Consider the following 21571-nt stretch of genomic DNA (forward strand, 5'->3'; position numbering starts at 1 on the left):
TTATGCCAACGAGGTTTTTTTATATCAATTTGTTAGGGCGTGTTGTTCTTTGGTGGTTGAATTTGCAGCAGCATGTTTGGTATCAAGGCAAGGCAGAGCCTATCGTGTGTGGTTGCTCCCCATAAATAGGCGATAACGCAGCATAAATGCCAAACATGCGCTGCCCGGAGGGTTCTTTCTAGGGACGATTAACTCCTTGTTGCTCGATTTTTACTTAGCCCACTAGGTTACAAACCTCGCGCCGCGATTTAATTGCCCCTAGATTGAACAAATTTCAATCCACAAAGATTAACACGCCCTAATCATATTTTTAAAAACAAAAAACCCAGCCTAAGCTGGGTTTTTAAATTCTAAAAGAACTAAAATTACTTAATTTTAGCTTCTTTAAAAAGAACATGTTTACGAATCTTTGGATCAAACTTTTTGATTTCCATCTTCTCAGGCATGTTACGTTTGTTTTTGTCAGTAGTGTAGAAAAAACCAGTACCGGCAGTTGAAACTAAACGGATTTTATCGCGCATGATTCAGATCCTTAAACTTTAACGCCGCGAGCACGGATTTCTGTAAGAACCGTGTCGATGCCTTTTTTATCGATAATACGCATACCTTTAGTAGTAGTGCGTAATGTTACAAAACGTTTTTCACTTTCAACCCAAAAACGGTGTGTTTGTAGGTTAGGTAGGAAACGACGTCTAGTCGCGTTTCTCGCGTGTGAACGGTGATTACCAACCGCAGGACGCTTACCTGTAACTTGACATACTTTAGACATGTCTATATATCTCCAATAACTTCGCTCGAGCTTAATTTAATCTAAGGCCGTGTATTTCCGCCCTAGAGATAAATCGAAGGGCGCTCTTTATACAGCTTTTACAGGCAAAGATCAAACACTGATCTATCCAATCAGCTCATATATGTAAATTTGATAGCGGCTAATTATAAAGATCGAATGCCCTTAGGGAAAGTAAAAACTGCATTTAAATTAAACTAATTTGCCAAAACACGTTAAACAGCTCATTTTTAACACACTTCTGTATCTAACAAAGCTAAATCAGGCCTCGCTCGGCAAACGAAACACACGTTTCTCCACCAACAATGATGTGATCAAGCACACTTATGTCGACCAATTGCAGTGCTTGCTGCAATTTATTAGTAATAAGTTTGTCTGCTTGACTCGGTTCTGCAATACCACTTGGATGATTATGCGCAAAAATAACAGCGGCTGCATTATTTTTAAGCGCTGCTTTTACCACTTCACGCGGGTACACACTGGCAGAATTAATAGTGCCATAAAAAAGTATCTCGTCTTTTACTAATCTATTTTGACTATCTAGGTATAACACCATAAATACTTCTTGCTGCAAGCCTCGCATTTGAATAGTCAGGTAATCGTAAACTGAGTTTGGCGAATTAAACACGGCGTCTCGTTGGCAACGCTCCTGCATATAACGTTGGCTTAGTTCTAACACAGCTTGTAGCTGAACATACTTAGCGGTCCCTAACCCCTTTTGAGAGCAAAACTCCTCAATGCTGGCATTAAACAAATTATGCAGTGTTTTATTCTCGTTTAATAAATGCTGAGCCAACTCAATTACATTCATTCCTGGCAACCCTGTTCGTAAAAATATAGCAAGAAGCTCTGCGTCACTGAGTGCTTTAGCCCCTTTTGCGATCAATTTTTCACGAGGTCGAAGTGAGTTTGGTAGTGAAGTAAGTTGCATTATTCATCCTTGAGAGGCGAAAGTGTCTTATAAATGTAATGCAAATTTGAAATTTAGCCTGTTATTTCGAATTAAAAAACTTCGCTGTACGGGTAAAGATTTGTTATTTTAAGCGCAATATTTAATAAGACTGATGAACAACCATGACTAACTTAACAAACAAAAAAATTGTACTAGGCATTACCGGCGGCATTGCAGCTTATAAATGTGCAGAGCTCGTTAGGCGATTAAAAGACTCTGGTTGTGAAGTAAAAGTAGTTATGACTGAATCAGCTAAGCACTTTATTACCCCTTTAACTATGCAAGCCGTTAGTGGCGAAACAGTCTCAGACTCGTTACTTGACCCTTCTGCTGAAGCTTCAATGGGGCATATTGAATTTGCAAAATGGGCTGACTTAATTTTAGTCGCCCCAGCGACGTGTAATATTATTGCTAAAATGGCAGCCGGCATTGCTGACGACCTACTAACAACGTTACTGCTAGCAACGCCTGCAAAAGTAGCCGTTGCACCAGCCATGAACCAGCAAATGTATGCACATGCAGCTACACAAGCTAATTTGGCCGCATTAAAAGCACGTAACGTACTAATTTGGGGCCCAGGTAAAGGTGAGCAAGCGTGTGGCGATGTAGGCGCTGGACGCATGTTAGAGCCACATGAGCTAGTTGCGCTATGTACAGCGAAAGAGCGACCGCAATTACTTGCAGGAAAAACAATTACAATAACGGCAGGCCCAACGCGAGAGCCTCTCGACCCGGTACGTTTTATATCAAACCACAGTTCAGGGAAAATGGGTTATGCACTGGCAGAAGCTGCTTTGCAACTCGGTGCAGAGGTTAATTTAATTTCAGGCCCTGTAAACATTAAAGCCCCTACTGGCGTAAACCTTATTAATATAGAAAGCGCTGAGCAGTTATTAAATGAATCATTAATTTATGCACCACAATCAGATGCATTTATAGGCTGCGCTGCTGTTGCGGATTATCGAGCTGCAAACATTGCGACTCAAAAAATGAAAAAGCAAGGCGACGAACTCACTCTTACTTTAACTAAAAACCCTGACGTAATTGCAGCTATTGCCAACCTTACACAAAACCGCCCTTATACGGTTGGATTTGCCGCCGAAACTCAAAATGTAGAAAGCTATGCTAAAGGTAAACTAAAAAATAAAAATCTAGATATGATTTGCGCTAATGACGTATCACAAAGTGGCTTAGGGTTTAATTCAGATCATAATGCTTTAACACTGTACTGGCATAATGAACAACTAGAATTACCAACAACAAGTAAAACAGAAATAGCGCTCAAGGTGATCGAACAGCTGGCTAAACATCTATAAAAAGGCTGGAAACAAACTGAATAAAACATTAACATACGCCATTCATTTGAACAAAAAATGACTAGGGTTCTTAACTGCGCCACTAAGAATAACTAATAAAAAGGAATGTTCATGCCTGCGACAAAAAGAAGTAATCGCAAAGAGCAAATACTGCAAGCACTCGCACAAATGTTAGAAACTAATTTAGGTCAACGCATCACTACAGCAAAACTAGCTGCTGAAGTAGGCGTATCTGAAGCCGCGCTATACCGCCATTTTCCTAGCAAAGCGCGTATGTTTGAGGGCTTAATTGAGTTTATTGAAGATACCCTTTTATCGCGTATAAATATTATTATTGAAAACGAAAAAGAAAGCCAAACGCGTATTTACAACATTTTATTATTACTTCTAACCTTTGCTGAAAAAAATCCAGGCATTACCCGTATTTTAACCGGCGACGCATTGCAAGGTGAGCAGGAACGTTTACGCGAGCGGGTACAAAGCTTGTTTGAAAAACTAGAAACTCAGTTTAAACAAGTACTTCGTGAGCGTAAATTGCGTGAAGGTAAAAACTTCCAAAGTGATGAGCTTACTCTTGCAAACTTTTTACTTGCCTACGTTGAAGGCAAAATGAATCAGTTTGTACGTAGCGACTTTAAAGCAAAGCCAAGTGTTCAATTTGAAAAACAATGGCTTGAGCTACAAAAAATTTGGCTGTAATTACTGCTAAATTAATAAATTAAATACTAAATTAAATACTAAAAAACGACCTACGGGTCGTTTTGTCGTATATAGCTGCCATTTATCTGATCCGCTCGAATTATGAACCAAACTCGTTACAATGAAACCATGTCATAATACGAGAATCAATAATGAAAACAAAACTCACCCTATTAAGCACAGCACTCATTGCTAGCTTAACTAGCGCCGCCATACACGCTAAAGAATCGCTACAATTTAAAGATGTATTTGGTTTTAAATCAGCTAAAAGCACGCAACTGTCTGACAATGGTCAAGTACTCACTTTTAGTGCAACGCCGTATCGTGGTAATGCAACAGGCCAAGTTTACTCACTACAAAGCAATACACTCATTGCAGAAGTAGAGCGCGGCACTAAACCTCATATTAATAAAGCAGCAAACTGGGTCGCTTTTACACAAGTACCTACCTTACTTGAAAAAGAAACAACCAAAAAAAAAGACACCCTTAAAAATAATTTGGTACTCGTAAACACACAATCAGGTGTCCTACAAAGCTTTGCTGATGTAAAAGATTACACGTTATCTGATGACGGAATGTGGCTTGCTTATCGTTTAAATAAAAAAGACGATGACAAAAAAGCAGACGATAAAACCGAAGGTACTAAAAACGATAATACTAAAAGCGATAGCACTAAAAACGAAGAAGATAACGCTATCACGCCCGATAAAAAAGATAAGAGCTATGCGCTTGTTATTGTAAATTTATCTGATAAACGTAGCCATACAATCGAAAACGTATTTAGCTACGCTATTAACTCAGCTAACAGCCAACTATTAGTGAGTCAAAGTTACAGCGACGGTAATAACAACCAAATAGCGTTAATTGAGCTAGGTGACTTTAATAGCAGCGTATTAATTGACGAACCGGGCGTAATCGCAAATAAAATAGCGTGGCACCCAACTGACAACATTGCAGCGTTTACATTGGGTAATTATGTAAATGATGACACGCGTCGCCGTAGCTACAGTTTACAGCTATATAAAAACGATAAACTTTCAACAATAACTTCACCAGATAAAACATGGACTCTAGGTAAAACAGCTTCCCTTAAATGGTCAGAAAATGGCGAGCGCTTATATTTTGAAAACCATCCAAAATTAGCAGCTAAAGTAAAAGCCAAAGAATATACCGACGAGGCCTCATTGTACGACTTTGATACCATACGTGAGCATAAAGGTTTAGATGTATGGCATAACAACGATGCGCAAATAAAACCGCGTGAAGAACAACAATGGAACGAAGTTAATAAAAATCGCCATTACAGCGCGGTATATCACGTTAACTCGCAAAAAGTGGTACAGCTAAGTACCACTAATATGCCTGAGGTTGCACTGAACCCTGAGCGAGATGCCTCTTTACTTGGCTCATCTAACATCCCCTATCTAGAAAAAATAATGTACGGCGGTTTTTTTGCTGATTACTTTGCAGTAAATATAAATACAGGTAAGCAAACACCCATTATTAGCAACTACCCGTTTAGACCAAGCCTTGCACCAAGTGGTGAGTTTGCGGCTTATTTTAGCGATAGCCAAATACAGTTAAAAGATTTAAAAAATAATAAAGTAACACCGCTTACAAAAGCTATTCAGGCAACCTTTGCTGATGACAAACACGACTACCCATCTACCCAACCTGGTTATGGTTTTGCTGGTTGGATGACCGATAGCAGCCAAGTGCTTGCTTATAGTAAGTACGATATTTGGGCATTTGACGTAAAAACGCAGCAAGCTAAACGCCTAACTAATGGTAAGCAAAGCAATACGCAGTACCGTGTTATTAAGCTTGATAAAACCCAAGTGGGCTTTAAAAAAGGCGATACATTACTTGTCTCTGCTATTAACTTACAAACTAAACAAAGCGAAGTTGCAAAGCTCGACTTAACCACTAACACACTAACTAAGGTGCTTAGCGGTAATAAACGCTTTGATATGGTTAAAAAAGCCAAAAAGGCTGACAAGTACTTATTTACCTCGCAAACTTATAGCCAATTTCCTGATTACTACCAAACAGATTTTAGCTTTAGCGCACCAAAACAAGTGACCACGCTAAACCCACAAATTAATAATTTTGCGTGGGGCGAAAAGCCAGAGCTGATAAGCTATAAAGGTTTTGATGGCGAAGACTTACAAGGCGTACTTATAAAACCAGCGGGCTATAAAAAAGGCGATAAAGTACCTGTGGTTGTGTATTTTTATCGTTACATGAGTCAACGCATGTTTGATTTTCCTAAGATGGAATTAAATCATCGCCCTAACTTCCCTATGTTTACCTCAAACGGTTATGCGGTATTTTTACCTGATATTCGCTTTGAAATAGGTCACCCTGGTAAATCGTCAACGCAAACCATGATAAACGCTACCCAAAAATTAATAGATTTAGGCATAGCCGACCCAGATAAAATAGGCTTACAAGGTCACTCTTGGGCGGGTTATCAAAGTGCGTTTATGATCACCCAAACAGATATGTTTAAAGCAGTTGTATCGGGTGCGCCAGTATCTAACATGACCAGCGCGTATAGTGGCATTCGTCTTAAATCGGGTCTTGCACGTCAATTTCAATACGAAACAGGGCAAAGCCGTATTGGCAAAAACTTATTTGAAGCACCAGAGCTTTATATAGAAAACTCACCGGTATTTTTTGCAGACAAAGTTAATACGCCTATTTTAATCATGTCTGGCGACAAAGATGATGCAGTGCCTTGGCATGAAAGCGTGCAGTATTACCTAGCGCTACGCCGTGCAGGAAAAGACGCTACATTTTTACAATACGAGGGTGAACCACACCACTTGAAAAAATTTCCTAATCAGGTCGATTTTTCAGTGCGTATGATGCAGTACTTTGATCATTACTTAAAAGGCAAACCAGCTGCTAAGTGGATGACACAAGGTGAGGCATTCGTTGAAGAGTAAATAACCCACACTAAAAAGCCGATATTGCATAAACAATATCGGCTTTTTGTTTTTAAATTCCTCTTAAACTACAAACACAGCTCTCTAAATGGCAAAGTAGCTGCGCCAATTGATACCGGAAAATTATTAATATTAGATACCACCAACTTAGGCATTGGCCGCTTGGCGCCACGTCTAAATTGTGCATAAACCTCAGTACGTGCAATAACTTTTTCAGCCAACTCTTTTGGAATATGGCCACCAATAATAATCGCTTCAGCATCTAATAATGCAGAGCAACAAGTTGCCACTAAATCAAATGAGTCTTGAACTTTAAACAGCCACTCTTCAACGCCGGGCCAATCGGGGTCAAAGTTGTCGTGCAGATCGTAAATAGAAGTAACGGCTACGCCATTTTTTTTCAAAATACGTTTTAGTAATTCAAGATTAGGGTGCGCATACAATTTAGGCGGTAGCATGTCGCCAAGCTCACCTGCGTTTCCGTAAGTACCACGCAGTACATCGCCATTATTTACAATACCGCCACCAAATGCGGCCGACACAAACATATAAACAAAGTTTTTGTACTCACGACCAATACCAGCAACGCCCTCGCCTGCAGCTGCGCCTGTTGCATCGTTAACAACCCAAGTAGGAAGCTGAAAATGCTGCGACACAATATCGATAATATCAACCTGCGACCACTCTTCTAGCATATGATGGGTATTCATTTTCCCATCCATTGAGCTAAAAAAGCCAGAGATACCCACGCCCATTCCCAGCACTTTTTCACTTGGGATGTCCCGCTCAGCACTTATATCTTCCACCAGCTTTTGTGCGCATTTAAGCACATTATTAATGCTCATATCCGACATTAGCTGCATATGGGTGTAAACCACCTTGCCGGTAAAATCCATTACAGCAATCGAAATGGCATCAAGCAAAATAGCTAAGCCAAAGGTAAATCCGTAATCGGGGTTAAGAGCAATGCCAAACCCCGGCTTACCTTTTTTATTTGGAATTAGCGTATCGCTTTGCACTATTACGCCGTGCTGGGTTAACGACTTAAGTAAACGCGACACAGTTTGTTGTGGAATACGAGTGGCGCTCACAATATGGCTTTGTGTTACGCACTTCTCCCAAAACACCACTTTTATAATATCGCGCTCAATATCTTGAAATAGCTTTTCGCCTTTTCCAAGTTCAAAACCAGAGCGTAATAAGTTACTGTTGTTTAACGAAAACATAGGTATTAACCCTAACAAAATTGGAGCACAAGATTACGTGAAACCATTATAAAGAACAAGTAGGTAAACTGCGCCTATTCAATCACTATCACTCTAAAATCATTCACATTTGTGTTAGTTGGCCCAGTAATAATTAAATCATCAATGGCTTTAAAAAACTGATGGCTATTATGCCCTTCTAACTGTGCTTGAAGGCTCTCTCCGGCGTTTTGAGCGCGTGTAATTGTGGTGCTATTTATGTAAGCACCCGCTACATCTTTACTACCATCTACACCATCTGTATCACAAGCAAGTGCGTAAATACCCGCTTCGCCATTAAGTGCCTCAGCCAGCGCCATTAAGTATTCTTGATTTGGCCCGCCATCTCCATAAACATCAGCAACGGTTACGGTAAGCTCGCCACCGGAGAACAACATAACGCGCTTGCCTTGGGCTTTTTGCTCAAGTGCGATAGCCGCATGTTGCTTTGCTACCTCTTTAGCCTCGCCTTGAATATCATATCCTAGTACCAGGGTTTCCCAGCCTTGATGCTGTGCAACACTTATAGCGTTATCAATAGCATGCTGCGCGTTTGCAACAACAAAGTGCTCACCTATAGTATCGGCAGCTCTTTCTTGCTCAGGTTTTAATAAATGCGCTTGAACCTCTTTAATTACCGGCCAATTGTACTTTTGTAAAATAGCCAGTGCATCGGCTTTAGTACTGCCATCGCTAATAGTAGGACCAGACGCTATATCACTTGGTTTATCCCCTACTACATCTGAAATAATGAGCGTAACGTAATCCGACTTAGCGGCCTGCGCTAACTTGCCGCCTTTAACAAGTGACAACTGCTTACGCACTACATTAATTTCATCAACGCTTGCACCACTTCTCAGTAAAAATTGGTTAAGCTTTTGCTTTTGTGAAAAAGGTACATCATCAACAGGTAGGCACATCAACGACGAACCGCCACCCGAAATAATAAACAAAATAGGAATATCAGCCGGATTGTTTTTTACAAGATCCAATAACTCTTTACCTGCAGCTAAGCTGTTATCATCTGGTGTTGGGTGATTTGCACTAAGCACTTTAATTCGCCCAGTATCGCTGCTACTTTCGTATCCGTAACGCGTTACCACTGCGCCAAAACATCTATCACCATAAAAGCGATTAACTTCAGCGGCCATTTCGGCGGCGGCTTTACCTGCCCCCACTACACACAAACCTTTACTTGCATCTATATTTTCTAAATACTTACTCATGCAAGCACTCGGTTTACAGGCATTTACCGCAGTGGTAAATAAATCAATTAAAAACGATTTTTTAGAATCCATTAGTCACAGCTCACGAAAAAATTGAAGGAATAGCTAAACAAATTAATATCATCACAATAAACATGCTAAGTAGCATAACGATATCTTTGCCAGTTAAAATTGAGTTTGACACTGTCTCGGCATTTTGTACTTTTGTTACTTCGTTTACTTCTCGTGGAATTAAACGACTCGTCACATAAATAATCACAGCGGCGCTTACAAAACCTATAAAGTTCCACCAAAACCAGAAAATATCAGGCGCAAATACCGACACCAACAAGTTAATTAATACACCACTAATTAAGCCAATATTGGCATGCAATGCAGCACTGCGTTTACTTAGTACAGCAACTAAAAATACCGCCAGTATTGGGCCATAAAATAACGAACCTACCTTGTTAATCGCTTCAATAATGGTTGGTGCAATATCGCCAGCAAAAAGTGATAGCACAAGTGTAATTGCGCCCCATGCTAAACCTAAGTATTTAGCTAACTTTAAGTAAGATGGTTGGTCGAGCTCTTTGTTAGATATACGGCTGTAGTCTTCAATACTTACCGCCGAAAGTGAATTAATCGCAGAGCTTAGTGACGACATCGCTGCCGACAAAATAGCAACAACTAACAAACCAATTAAGCCATGCGGTAGGTAATCTAAAATAAATATAGGCATCATCCAATCAGGGTTATCTGCTGGAATTTTTGCTAAAAATTCAGGGTTACTCATTGCCAGTGTGCCAACAATTAAACCCGACACACAATATAAAATGGTAATTGGGAAGCGCACTACGCCATTTGCTAAAATCATGTAGCGTAGGTTTTTAGGATCTTTTGCACTAAGCGCACGTTGCGCTTGCGTTTGGTCACACCCATAGTAAGAGGCGTAAAGTACCACACCACCAAAAATCATCGGTAAAAAGCCAAAGCCATCACCACTAAAACCAAATGAATCAAACTTAATCGCTTCTAATCGGCTCGAGTCAACATTACTAATAAACGAGTCAACCCCACCCAAGTGATATAGTCCAAACCCAATACAAGCAATAGTCCCCAGAACAATGATGATCATTTGAATCGCATCACCATATACTACGGCTTTCATCCCGCCTTGCAGTGAATATAAAACAGTTATAACACCAGTTAATACAATGGCCTGCCATGCTTCTATTCCCATGGTGCCTTGTAGAATAAGCGATACCGCGTAAATCATAATACCGGTGGCAAACGCACGACTAAATTGAAACACCACACTAATAAGTACACGGGTTGAGCGACCAAAGCGCATTTCTAAATAATCGTAAATACTAACAATGCCGCTTTTATAAAGCTTGGGTAAAATAGTTGCTAAAATTAAAATCATCGCCAGCGGAACACCCAGCTCATACGAGAGCCATTGCATACCACCACCTTCACGCAAACCAACAAATGCAGGAGCCGAAATAAAACTAATAGCCGAAAGCTGAGTGGCCATTACCGACAAAGCCAAAGGTTTCCAACCTAAGCTTTTACCCCCTAAAAAGTAATCATTTTTATTGGTTTGTTCGCGTAGCATAAATCCCATTACCAATAAGGCACCAAGATAAAGAGCAACTATTGAAAAATCTAATATATTCATAATTAATTCGCGTATTCACAATATGAAAACACTGCGCCTTTTCAAAAATAAAATACCAAATGGTTACCTGCCCTTATCTTTTTAATAAACGAGCCTAGTCAAAAAGATAAACCTGTAGCTAACTTAGCTGAAAAATGCATCACAATGCAAAAAACCTATTAACCCCAAAGTGAGTTAATAGGCATAAAGCATTTATTTAAAAGTCGTATTTAACTCTTAAAGTAACGCGTCGTGGGAGAATCGGGCGACCTACAAAGTATGGATTATCTGCCGTTTGGCTATTGCCTAAACGTGGCGAACCTTCAGTAACACCGTCAGAATCAAACAGGTTAAATACCCCAACGCTCAAGCGTACTGTTTGCTCTGGTGCAACTTGCCAGTTATAACCTGCATCAAATCTAAATAAATGGAATGAATCAAGTTCTACAGAGTTTGCATCGTTAGCAAAGTTTTTACCTGTAAAGTTATGATAAATAGAAGCATCCCAATCATCTGTGGTATAGCTTATAGATGTATTGAATAGTATTTTTGGTTTACGACGTAACTCGTTACCAATAATAGAAGGGTCTGAATCAAATTCAGTAAATTCGTGATCGGTGTAGGTCATGTTGGCATCAACAGCCCACTCATCGGTAATATCGTAACGACCTGTAAGCTCAACACCGGTTGCTTTAGTTGACTGCATTACTGGCAGTTCTAATACGCCACCGTTACCATCGTTTACAAAGTCTACGCTGCGTCTATCTTTTAAGTCAGTTCTAAATAACGCAACACTGCCGCTAAAGTCGTTATCAAAAAACTTAACACCTAGTTCGCCCTGCTCTACAATTTCAGCTTCGTAGCTGGCAGGCTCGCCTAAGTCATTAAACTGAATACCTCTAATTTCTGGGAAGAAAAACCCGCGTGATGCATTGGCATATACATTTAAATTATCAGTTAAGCGATATAATGCCGCACCCGATACAGCAAATTCAGACGTATCTACTTCACCGTAGGTCATTACACCACTACCGGTTGTATTTACTTGTAAGTTAGATGCGAGTGATGGGTCATTATTTATTTGTACAACTTGGCTGCCTTCGCGGCTAATTTTTCCTTCAATTTCTTCGTAGCGAACACCAAAGTCAAAAATCCAATCGTCACTTTCCATTTGATCCGCTATATAAAGTGCTCGGCGGGTAGCGCTAATGGTTTGGTTAGTATAAGAAATACCTGGCCCACTAATGCCATTTTGTGTGTACTGAATTTCGTCGCCATTAACATCGGTATACGTTAAGTCGATTAAGCGAGGGTTGTTATTAAATTCACCTAAGTAAGTCGTAATAACGTTATCGTCGTCGGCTTCACTGTGAGAGAAAAATGTACCGACTGTAATATCATGGCTAAAATCACCTACATAAATACTTTTGATGATATTAAATTCTGCAGAAAAATCTTCAGCTGGGCGGTCGCGGTCTAAAATGCGGTTAGCAAATAGTAAGTCATCGCTTGCAAGTGCGATACCTGAATTAACATAAGAAAACTCAGCGCCGCTTGCATCACCTAAGCCACGGTTAGCTAAAAAGTCGTCTTGGCTTTCAGGTACATTAATAATACCGTCGCCATCTAAAAATAAATTAAATTCGTGTTGATACTTAGCGTACTTACTGCGCATGTTAATAGCAAAATCGTTAGCGAGTTCTTTTTCAAACACCACTGACACAGAGCCACCTTTAGTAACCACACCATCGCTGATTGGCGATTCATAACGACCATTTGCTGTATCGTACGTTAAGTTAGATACTTGCGCTGTTTGCAGTGATTCTACTTCACGACCATCGTTACCAATTAAGCGCTCACGGCTTTCGCCATCAAGTGGAATAGGTAAATAAAACTGAGCTTGGTCGTCAATGTACTGTCCGTAAATCGTAAATGATCCAGAGCCATCATCAAATTCTTTACGAATATTACCACGTAACTGAGTACCTTTAGTCTCAAGGCCTGTATCTAACGGGCCCTCGTCGTAACGGTAAAAACCAGAAAGTGCGTAATATAAGCCGTCTTCATTAAGCGGACCGCTCGTTGCAAAATCTAAGCGTGTACGCCCTTGATCAGAAAGCTCCATTTGTACGGTACTTTGCGGATCATCACTGCCCGTTTTAGAAATATAGTTAATAATGCCGGCCACAGAACCTTGGCCAAATAAATTAGATACACCACCACGCACAAACTCTACGCGTTCAATACCCAGATCGTTACGGTAATACACATCAAACGCCGATGAGTTCAAACCAAAAACACTCAGTGTAGGTGAACCATCATACGACAGCGGCGTAAATTGAAACTGACCCGATGAAGGTAAGCCTCTTACTTGTAGGTTAGTAGCGACTTCACCGCCACCGCCTTCTACTTTAATACCCGGAATATAGCGAAGCACATCTGCTTGGCTACTTGAAGAAAGCTTTACCAGCTCGTCTTCGCTAATAGATGTTACTGATTGTGGAGTGTCTGAAATAACACGCCCTTTACTGGTACCAGAGACGATAATACGCTCAACGTTGTTAGCTTTTTTTGCTGTATCTGGTGCAGTTTCTTCTGCTGCATAAGCGCCCTGTGCAAGGCATAAAGATACAATAGAGGCGATCGTAGTTTTATTCACGGGTATTCTCCATTTGTGCTAGTTGTCTGTGTGTATTTACTTAGAGTGTGGCTAAGTAAAGCCGAAATAATCAAGTGAACATGTTAGTTTTTTGTTACTTCGAACAGAATTTAAGCACAGAAAAAAACATTTACAACCCATAATGAGTGCTTTAATATTATCCAAATCGAAAATAACACACAAAGAGCACCCAATATGACTACTATAAACAGCGGTAAAATTGACTCAGCAACGGCTTCATCGCTTGCAGACCTTGCTACTAAAACACTTATAGCAAACGACTTAGGTGGCTATACAGTACCAACACATGGCCTATACCCGTTTCAGTGGAACTGGGACTCAGCCATTACAGCGCTAGGTTGGATGAAGTCTGACGAAAGCCGCGCATGGCAAGAAATTGATGTGTTATTTTCAGGCCAATGGGATGATGGCATGGTGCCGCACATCTTGTTTCATAAAGATTCAGATACTTATTTTCCAGGTCCTGACGTATGGGGATCAGATAAAAAAATCAAAAGTACCTCTATTTCTCAGCCGCCAGTAGTTGCTACTGTAATGAAGGAGATGCTTACCAGTGCGAAAGACAAAACACTTGCAGAACAAAAAGTTAAAGCATTATTTCCACAAGTAGTTGACTATCATTTATGGTGGTACAACGACCGAGATCCTGAAAGTACTGGTTTAGTAGTGACATATCACCCGTGGGAGTCGGGCATGGATAACAGCCCATCATGGGATGACGCTCTTCAAGCTGTGCCATGTGTGGATTGGGAATATACGCGCCGTGATACAAGCCATGTAGACTCTTCTCAACGTCCACATAAAAGTGAATACGACCGCTTTTTATACCTTGTAGACTTTTTTAAACGTAACAACTTTGACAGTAAAGTAATTTACGAAACCAGCCCGTACAAAATGAATGACCTAGGTATTATTGCTATTTTGCACCGTGCAACCAAAGATTTACTCAAAATGGGTGAACAACTTGGTTTAAACGATGCCCGCACTGATTACTTAGCACAGCGTTTACAAAAAACAGAGCAAGCCATAAACACTTTATGGTGTGAGCAAAGTCAGTATTTTTATTGTCGTGATGTATTAACTAACAGCTTAGCGAAAGTTAAAACATCAGCCGCGCTATTAACTGTATATGCAGGCTTAACAAGCGATGAGCAAACTAAAATAATTAATACAGCCACTGAAGATTTTATTGAGTCGAGCCAATTTAGTGTGGCTTCTACCCACCCTAAAGAAGAAAAATACGAGCCACAACGCTACTGGCGCGGCCCTATTTGGTTACACATTAACTGGATGATAGCCACAGGCCTTAAAGAAGCCGGCTGTGTAACAACGGCTGAAAAAATTCAAGATGATACGCGCAACCTCGTTGTTAAGTCAGGCTACTACGAATACTTTAACCCAGAAACAGGCGCAGGCTGTGGTGGTAAAGACTTCTCGTGGACAGCTGCAATAGCATTACATTGGCTACTTGACTAACAACTAAGGCAACATCATGAAACACACAATATGCTTTGGTGAAGTACTGGTTGATTTACTTTCAAATAAATTGAGCCAAAACAGCAACGAACACGAAGCGTTTACAAAGTTTGCAGGCGGTGCGCCTGCAAACGTAAGCGTAGCTATTGCAAAGCTAGGCGGTAATGCCTACTTTGCAGGAATGCTAAGCACTGATAGCTTTGGCGACTTTTTACATAACGCATTAAAAGAGCAAGGTGTAAAAACCGACTTTATGCGCTTTACTGATCATGCTAAAACGGCGCTTGCGTTTGTGTCACTTGATAACGACGGCGATCGTACGTTTGAGTTTTATCGTGATAACACCGCCGATCTGCACTTTAGTAATAATGACTTTAGTAGCGAATGGTTTGAGCAATGCGATATTTTTCATATTTGCTCAAACACGTTAACCGACGAAAACATCAGAAACACCACCGCTTACGGTGTTAAATTTGCAAAACAAAATAACTCAATTGTGAGCTTTGATATTAACTTGCGCCTTAATTTATGGCCAAGCGATGCTAACCCTCGCGAACATATTTTACCATTATTAAAAGACTGCTCAATTATTAAAGCCTCAAAAGAAGAGCTTGAATACCTTGCGGGTGAGCAATCGAGTGATGAATTTATTGCCCAAACACTGAGTAACGGCTGTGAGCTATTTGTAGTCACAGATGCAAGTAACCCAATGTATTGGTTTACTAAACACGGCAAACAAATGCTTATCCCTAAAAAAGTAACTATGGTTGATGCTACTGCCGCCGGCGATGCCTTTGTAGGTGGCCTATTATATCAGCTAGGCTTACAAGCACTTACACCTGTGAGCTTTAGTACGCTTTGTGAAAATAATTCAAAGCTAAATACTATTTTTGAATTTGCTTCGTTATGCGGTGCCCACGCCGCATCTTACAAAGGGGCATTTAACTCCTTACCTAACCAAAAGTCTCTACACGATTTTAGGAGCGAACTATGAAAAGTACACCTGATAACTTTAAAAGCCATGAGTTTTTAACGCAGCACATTAGCGACACCTTAGCGTTTTACGAGCCAAATATTGACGACGAACACGGTGGTTTTTACCAAAACTTTTCTGATAATGGTGAGGTGTTTGATAAACAAACGCGCCATTTAGTAAGCTCTACTCGTTTTGTATTTAACTATGCACGCGCGTATCAAACCTTTAATGACGAAAAATACCTTACCCGTGTTAAATCGGGTATTGAGTTTATTCGTAAGCATCATCTTGTTGAGCAAACTGGCGGCTACAACTGGTTATTAAAAGTTGAAAACGGCCAAGCAACCGTACTTGATAACACTAACCATTGTTATGGCTTTGCGTTTGTTATTTTAGCGTACAGCTGGGCATACCGTGTGGGCGTTACAGAGGCGCGTGAATACCTCAACGATACATTTCAAACAATGGAAACACATTTTTGGGATGCAAAAGCCGGGTTATATAAAGATCAGCACAACAGCGACTTCACAAAGTGCGATTCATACCGTGGCCAGAACGCCAACATGCACACTTGCGAAGCACTTATTGCTGCTTATGAAGCAACAAAAGACGAGATATTTTTAAACCGTGCGCTTACTCTTGCCGACAACATGGTTAACCGCCAAGCTAATTTAATGGGCGGATTAATCTGGGAGCATTACGATATAAATTGGCAGGTCGATTTAGAGTACAACAAAAACGATCCTAAAAATTTATTTCGTCCGTGGGGCTTTCAGCCTGGTCATCAAACAGAGTGGTCAAAACTGCTTATGTTTTTAAATAAGCATAAGCCACAAAAATGGCTTATTGAACGCGCTCAAGCATTATTTGATAACTCAATAGATGTAGCATGGGATAAAAAACACGGCGGTATTTGCTACGGTTTTGCCCCAGATAAAACTATTTGCGATGACGATAAGTACTTTTGGGTTCAAGCCGAAACACTGTGTTGTGCTGCCTATCTTTATCAAGCAACAGGTGATGAAAAATACCAGCAATGGTACGACAAAATTTGGCAGTATTCGTGGCTGCATTTAGTTGATCATCAATACGGTGCGTGGTTTAGAATTTTAACCGTAGATAACAAAAAAATGGATACCGAGAAAAGCCCTATTGGTAAAACTGATTACCACACTATGGGTGCCTGCTTTGATGTGTTGGCGTTATTAAAATAACGAAAAAATAGTTATATTTTGTTGTGTTGTGTAGACCTTTTAACCGCCATTTTGGCGGTTTTTTTTTGCCTAATTGGTAGTGCCTTTGAATACACAATAATAATTACTACAAAATATAATTTTGTACACGCCCTACTTTTAAAACCTAATATTTTTAATAACACGCCAATAGTAAAAAATTTTGCACGCCAGCGGCGTATAGTAATATTAAAGATAATAAAAAAGAGAAACAGGTAATGCCTAACGGGAACGACCGCCACACAATTAACGCCAAAGAACTTGTTGCTTGGCCGCGCATTGCAGCCATAGCCGCAATGCTAAGTTTTTCACTGCCCACCTTTATTACCGGCTTAGAAATTCATCAAAATTCGAGTGTAAGCAATACGCTTTGGGCATTAGTTATTGGCTCAATTATTTTAACCATCATTGGCGGTGCCATGGGCTCGATAGGTGTAAAAAGCCGCTTAAGCTCTTATTTGTTAGTAAAAATAGCGTTTGGCAATGCCGGTGCTGGCATTGTAAATATAGCCTTTGCTTTGTCATTAATTGGCTGGTTTGGGGTAAATATAGACTTATTTTCGAATGCAGTAGTACGCCTACTAAGTGCTGAATTTAATATTATTATGCCTGAGTGGCCAATTGATATAGCTGCTGGCTGCGCCATGCTTATAACCACGTTATACGGATTTAAAGCTATTAATGTATTGGCTTCTATTATGATCCCCATTTTAGCTGTAGTGACCGCAATGATGCTATTTGGCGCATTAGATAACATGCCATTCGTTGATTTTATAAACTTAGAAAAGCCGGCTGACTTATCACTTGAAGATGCTGTAGCCGCTATTGTTGGTGGCGTTATTATTGGCGCAATTATCTTGCCCGATATAACCCGTTTTTCTAAACAAAAACGTGGCGGCGTATACACCTCTTTTATTGCTTATATGATTATTGAACTGCTCGTTATTTTTGTTGCTGTATTTGCAGCAGCCGCCATGCAAGAAACCGAAATATTGAGTTTAATGCTAGCGCTTAATTTAGGTTTTTCGGCATTTTTTATAGTAATTGCAGGAAGTTGGATTTTAAATTCGTTAAATCTATACAGTACCGCACTCAGTGTGGAGGCTACTTTTCCGCACTGGCATAAAAAGTGGGTTATTGTTTTATTAGGGCTAGTAGGAATTGGTGCCGCTTTTATAAATATTTTAGATATGTTTATTAGCTTTTTGGCTTTTTTGTCAGATATTTTTGTGCCCGTTGCAGGCGTTATTATTGTTGATGCATTATTTATAAAACCTCACGCGTACAACGCAAATACGCTCACTAATAACGCGCGCTTTTCTGTACCTGCATTTACGGCTTGGTTTGTAGGTGCGGCATTTGCAGTGTGTAATGGGGCGATATTTAACGTGTCATTGAGTGGCATTACCGTTATTGATGCCATTATTTTAACCGCAATTATTTATACTTTTTTTGTAAAATTGATCAAGCCAAAACCAGTTAACAAACCATAAGCACTTATAACTAAACAAGGCGCTTAATCAGCGCCTTGTTCGTCTTCTTCTATTTTCATTTCGTCTCGCCACTTTAGTTTTTCAAGCGGGTAGCCCAAAAAGAACTTGGCTCGCTCAAGCACGATACGTGTAGTTAATTTTTTAATCGTATAATTACTACTGCCCGTTAACTTATCGCACATTGCGTTAAGCGCCTGAATATCGGCAAAACAACAAAACGAAATATAATCAATATCACCACTTAGCTGCATGCAATCCATTATTTCGGGGATATCGTGTATTTCGGCTAAAAACTTACGCCTAGCTGCTAAGTTGTTGTCCTCAAGTGTAAATTCCATATAAGCAAATACATGTTCACATATTTGTTCAAGATTTATATCGGCATGAAATGTACGAAAATACCCGGCTTCTTTTAATGCTTTAACGCGTTGAAAACACGCACTAGGAGAAAGGTTTACTCGCTCAGCTAACTCTACATTAGTGAGATCGGCAGTAAGGTGCACTATCGCTAATATTTTTTGGTTATATCTGTCTATTTTTATTGTTTTTTTCATAACTGGTTTCACATTGAAAAATAATTAATTTTGTAAACCTATTGTCAAAATGTACATAAAACTTAGCGCCTGTTAGGTATTTTCACAATATGTTTGTGCTCATTTAAGGTTTTACAAAATATTATTTTGTCTGAAAAAGCGACAATGTTTGTACGTTAAAAACATTACCTTAGTCGTGACATTAGGACATATAACATGAGCAGATACAATAGAACAAAATTCCATAAAACGCTTTTAGCATCGGCGGTGAGTTTATCGTGCTTGTCACACGTTAATGCACAAGAACAAAATAATACAGCCAGCACTATCGAAAAAATTTCTGTTATTTCTCGAGGACGTGTTGAGTCAATTCAAAACGTGCCAGACTCTGTTACCGCCTTTAGCGCCGATACTATTGAAAAATCTCGTATCACCAGCTTTCGTGATGTTGCTAATTTAACGCCTAATCTATCGCAACTTGATAACTTTAGACCCGGCCTTGCGCGCATAACTATTCGTGGGTTAATTACACCGCAAGTAGGCGATCCGCCACTCGCATTTGTTGTTGATGGTGTAACCGCCCCCGATTTAGAGTTTATTAACCAAGACTTAGTAGATATTGAACGCATTGAAGTTATGCGTGGCGCACAAGGTGCGTTGTACGGCAGAGGCGCAATTGGTGGTGCGGTGATTGTTACGACAAAAAAACCGATTGAAGACTTTGAAGGTAAAATTAAAGGCTCAATTGGTAATGGTAATACCTATAACCTAAATGCAGTTGTGTCAGGGTCGTTAAATGATGAAAACACCGCTTATTTTAGAGCCGGTGGTTATATAAAAGATACCGATGGCCTTATTAAAAATACTTACACGGGCGATAAAGCCGATCCATTAAAAGAACAGTCTGTATTTTCGCAATTAGAATTTGAATTAACTGAAGACACATCAATAAATCTTAAAGGCAAATACACGTCAAGCGAAGCGGGTTTTGCTTACTATCAAGGCGTAAACGATGACACCATTGAAGACTTCTCAATTAATACCTCGCAAAATATTATTAACGAAGACGAGCGCGATGTATATGAGCTAAGCGCTAAGCTGACCCAGCATTACGATCTGGGTAAATTTGAATTTGTAACCGCCTACAGTAACTCTGAAAATGAGCATTTTTACGATGGCGACTACTCAGCCGATGCGACGTTTATAGATGAAGATGGCTTGTTTAGAGCCCCATTTGGAACTGAGGGATTATACGATGTTGAATCATTAACTGTTGAGTCTCGTTTATATCTCAGTCAGATCAGGAATTTAGATGGTCTGTGTCGGCATTTTATCAACAGCGCGACCGCGACACTGCGGTACTTTTTTATGATGACTTTACTGATGCACAAATACTCACCCGTAAAGATTTTGCAAACGATGAATCTTACTTATCTATTATCGATAATAACAGCAGCGATGCATGGGCCCTTGCGGGGCAATTTAACTACGACATTACCTCGCAGTTAGAGCTAACCGCGGCTCTACGCTACGATCATGATACGCGAGAATCGTTTGACCCAACCAATAAAACAGATACTTACGCTAAAAAGTCGTTTAGCCAATTACAGCCAAAAGTAACTTTAGGATATCAAGTTACTGATGACTTTTTGCTATATACGGGTTATTCGCACGGATTTAGAAGTGGCGGTTTTAACGAACCAGCAGAAGGGATTAGCCGTACATTTAATCAAGAAGTGTCTGATAGTTACGAAATGGGCTTTAAAACGTCCTTGTTTGATAACAAAGTAACACTCAATGGTGCCGCGTTTATAATTGATCAAGACGATGCCCAATTTACGCAATTTAACGTAGATTCCTTCACCCTCGAAAACTTATCAATTGATGAAGTACAAACCAAAGGCCTAGAGCTAGAGGCGGCCTATGCAGCCACCAGCAACTTAAGCATAAACCTAAGCGCCGGTATTATTGATTCAGAAATAAAAAGTTTTGAACTACGTCCCGACCTAGCTGGCAAACCACAGTTTTGGGTACCTGAATACAACTACAGTATATCGGCCAATCATAATACGCAATTAAACGGCCAGTGGTCATTGTTCTCCCGCACCGAACTATTAATTGAAGGCCCTAAAACCTTTAGCATTGATATTCCAGATGTAGAGTCATCACGTTACACCTACCTAAATGCAGGTATTGGCGTTAAGTCTGAGCAGTGGACGGTGCAAGTTTACGTCGAAAATCTCACTGATGAACGTGCCATTGAAGATATATTTTTATATGGCGACGGGATTACTGAACTTGCGCGCCAACCTAATAAACCACGTAGTTACGGCGTAGAGCTAAGCTACGACTTTTAATCTCAAT

The 21571-nt window shown here is 40.0% G+C and carries 16 protein-coding genes and 1 pseudogene; 9 read left to right on the top strand and 8 right to left on the bottom strand.

The features are described from left to right. Positions 1-365: 365 nt before the first annotated feature. From rpmG to radC, 3 genes are all read right to left on the bottom strand, one after another. The gene (gene rpmG, locus I6F53_RS06395; RefSeq protein ID WP_004335545.1) at positions 366-521 is read right to left on the bottom strand and encodes a 50S ribosomal protein L33; all 156 of its coding nucleotides are present in this window, start codon (positions 519-521) and stop codon (positions 366-368) included. A gap of 11 nt (positions 522-532) precedes the next feature. After that, on the bottom strand, positions 533-769 hold the full coding sequence (rpmB, locus tag I6F53_RS06400; RefSeq protein ID WP_004335549.1) for a 50S ribosomal protein L28: 237 nt from the start codon (positions 767-769) through the stop codon (positions 533-535). Between the two features lie 274 nt (positions 770-1043). After that, positions 1044-1718, bottom strand: a complete 675-nt coding sequence (gene radC / locus I6F53_RS06405; protein ID WP_024598926.1) for a RadC family protein — start codon at positions 1716-1718, stop codon at positions 1044-1046. A gap of 143 nt (positions 1719-1861) precedes the next feature. On the opposite strand from radC, the gene coaBC reads away from it, so the two are divergent. The 3 genes from coaBC (at position 1862) to I6F53_RS06420 (ending at position 6705) form a co-directional block, all read left to right on the top strand. Then, on the top strand, positions 1862-3055 hold the full coding sequence (gene coaBC, locus I6F53_RS06410; protein ID WP_197238938.1) for a bifunctional phosphopantothenoylcysteine decarboxylase/phosphopantothenate--cysteine ligase CoaBC: 1194 nt from the start codon (positions 1862-1864) through the stop codon (positions 3053-3055). A 111-nt stretch (positions 3056-3166) separates the two neighbouring features. Further along, entirely contained in the window at positions 3167-3754 is a 588-nt protein-coding gene (gene slmA, locus I6F53_RS06415) for a nucleoid occlusion factor SlmA (protein WP_007581932.1), read from the top strand. A 152-nt stretch (positions 3755-3906) separates the two neighbouring features. Then, entirely contained in the window at positions 3907-6705 is a 2799-nt protein-coding gene (locus tag I6F53_RS06420; protein WP_197238939.1) for a S9 family peptidase, read from the top strand. A gap of 68 nt (positions 6706-6773) precedes the next feature. On the opposite strand, the gene I6F53_RS06425 is transcribed toward I6F53_RS06420, so the two are convergent. The 4 genes from I6F53_RS06425 to I6F53_RS20790 all read right to left on the bottom strand — a co-directional run bounded on the left by I6F53_RS06425 (position 6774) and on the right by I6F53_RS20790 (position 13476). Beyond that, complete coding sequence (locus tag I6F53_RS06425) at positions 6774-7931, bottom strand: ROK family transcriptional regulator (protein ID WP_197238940.1); 1158 nt, start codon at positions 7929-7931, stop codon at positions 6774-6776. A 74-nt stretch (positions 7932-8005) separates the two neighbouring features. Further along, a complete protein-coding gene (locus I6F53_RS06430; protein WP_197238941.1) occupies positions 8006-9247 on the bottom strand; it encodes a glycerate kinase type-2 family protein in 1242 nt (413 codons plus the stop codon). A gap of 10 nt (positions 9248-9257) precedes the next feature. Then, positions 9258-10838 carry a sodium:solute symporter gene (locus I6F53_RS06435; RefSeq protein ID WP_165727166.1) on the bottom strand — a complete coding sequence of 527 codons (1581 nt, stop codon included), beginning with the start codon at positions 10836-10838 and terminating at the stop codon, positions 9258-9260. A gap of 196 nt (positions 10839-11034) precedes the next feature. Beyond that, the gene (locus tag I6F53_RS20790; protein ID WP_197238942.1) at positions 11035-13476 is read right to left on the bottom strand and encodes a TonB-dependent receptor; all 2442 of its coding nucleotides are present in this window, start codon (positions 13474-13476) and stop codon (positions 11035-11037) included. Positions 13477-13671: 195 nt separating this feature from the next. Between I6F53_RS20790 and I6F53_RS06445 the strand changes: the two genes are divergently transcribed. The 4 genes from I6F53_RS06445 (at position 13672) to I6F53_RS06460 (ending at position 18674) form a co-directional block, all read left to right on the top strand. Next, positions 13672-14973, top strand: a complete 1302-nt coding sequence (locus I6F53_RS06445; RefSeq protein WP_197238943.1) for an MGH1-like glycoside hydrolase domain-containing protein — start codon at positions 13672-13674, stop codon at positions 14971-14973. Between the two features lie 16 nt (positions 14974-14989). After that, entirely contained in the window at positions 14990-15967 is a 978-nt protein-coding gene (locus I6F53_RS06450; RefSeq protein WP_166419668.1) for a carbohydrate kinase family protein, read from the top strand. Beyond that, positions 15964-17163 carry an AGE family epimerase/isomerase gene (locus I6F53_RS06455; protein WP_197238944.1) on the top strand — a complete coding sequence of 400 codons (1200 nt, stop codon included), beginning with the start codon at positions 15964-15966 and terminating at the stop codon, positions 17161-17163. The genes I6F53_RS06450 and I6F53_RS06455 overlap by 4 nt, the downstream gene beginning before the upstream one ends. A gap of 236 nt (positions 17164-17399) precedes the next feature. Continuing rightward, a complete protein-coding gene (locus I6F53_RS06460; protein WP_197238945.1) occupies positions 17400-18674 on the top strand; it encodes a purine-cytosine permease family protein in 1275 nt (424 codons plus the stop codon). Positions 18675-18697: 23 nt separating this feature from the next. Here I6F53_RS06460 and I6F53_RS06465 read toward each other — a convergent pair whose 3' ends face one another. Next, a complete protein-coding gene (locus I6F53_RS06465) occupies positions 18698-19228 on the bottom strand; it encodes an Lrp/AsnC family transcriptional regulator (RefSeq protein ID WP_197238947.1) in 531 nt (176 codons plus the stop codon). 195 nt (positions 19229-19423) lie between these two features. On the opposite strand from I6F53_RS06465, the pseudogene I6F53_RS20795 reads away from it, so the two are divergent. Both I6F53_RS20795 and I6F53_RS20580 read left to right on the top strand, forming a co-directional pair. Continuing rightward, positions 19424-19834: pseudogene (locus tag I6F53_RS20795) on the top strand (TonB-dependent receptor plug domain-containing protein); the annotation flags it as partial. A gap of 692 nt (positions 19835-20526) precedes the next feature. Further along, positions 20527-21564 carry a TonB-dependent receptor gene (locus tag I6F53_RS20580; protein ID WP_331460760.1) on the top strand — a complete coding sequence of 346 codons (1038 nt, stop codon included), beginning with the start codon at positions 20527-20529 and terminating at the stop codon, positions 21562-21564. The last annotated feature ends 7 nt before the right edge of the window (positions 21565-21571 follow it).

Origin of the sequence: Pseudoalteromonas sp. SWN29, from assembly GCF_015864465.1 — a bacterium.
In the GTDB taxonomy this organism is placed as follows: domain Bacteria; phylum Pseudomonadota; class Gammaproteobacteria; order Enterobacterales; family Alteromonadaceae; genus Pseudoalteromonas.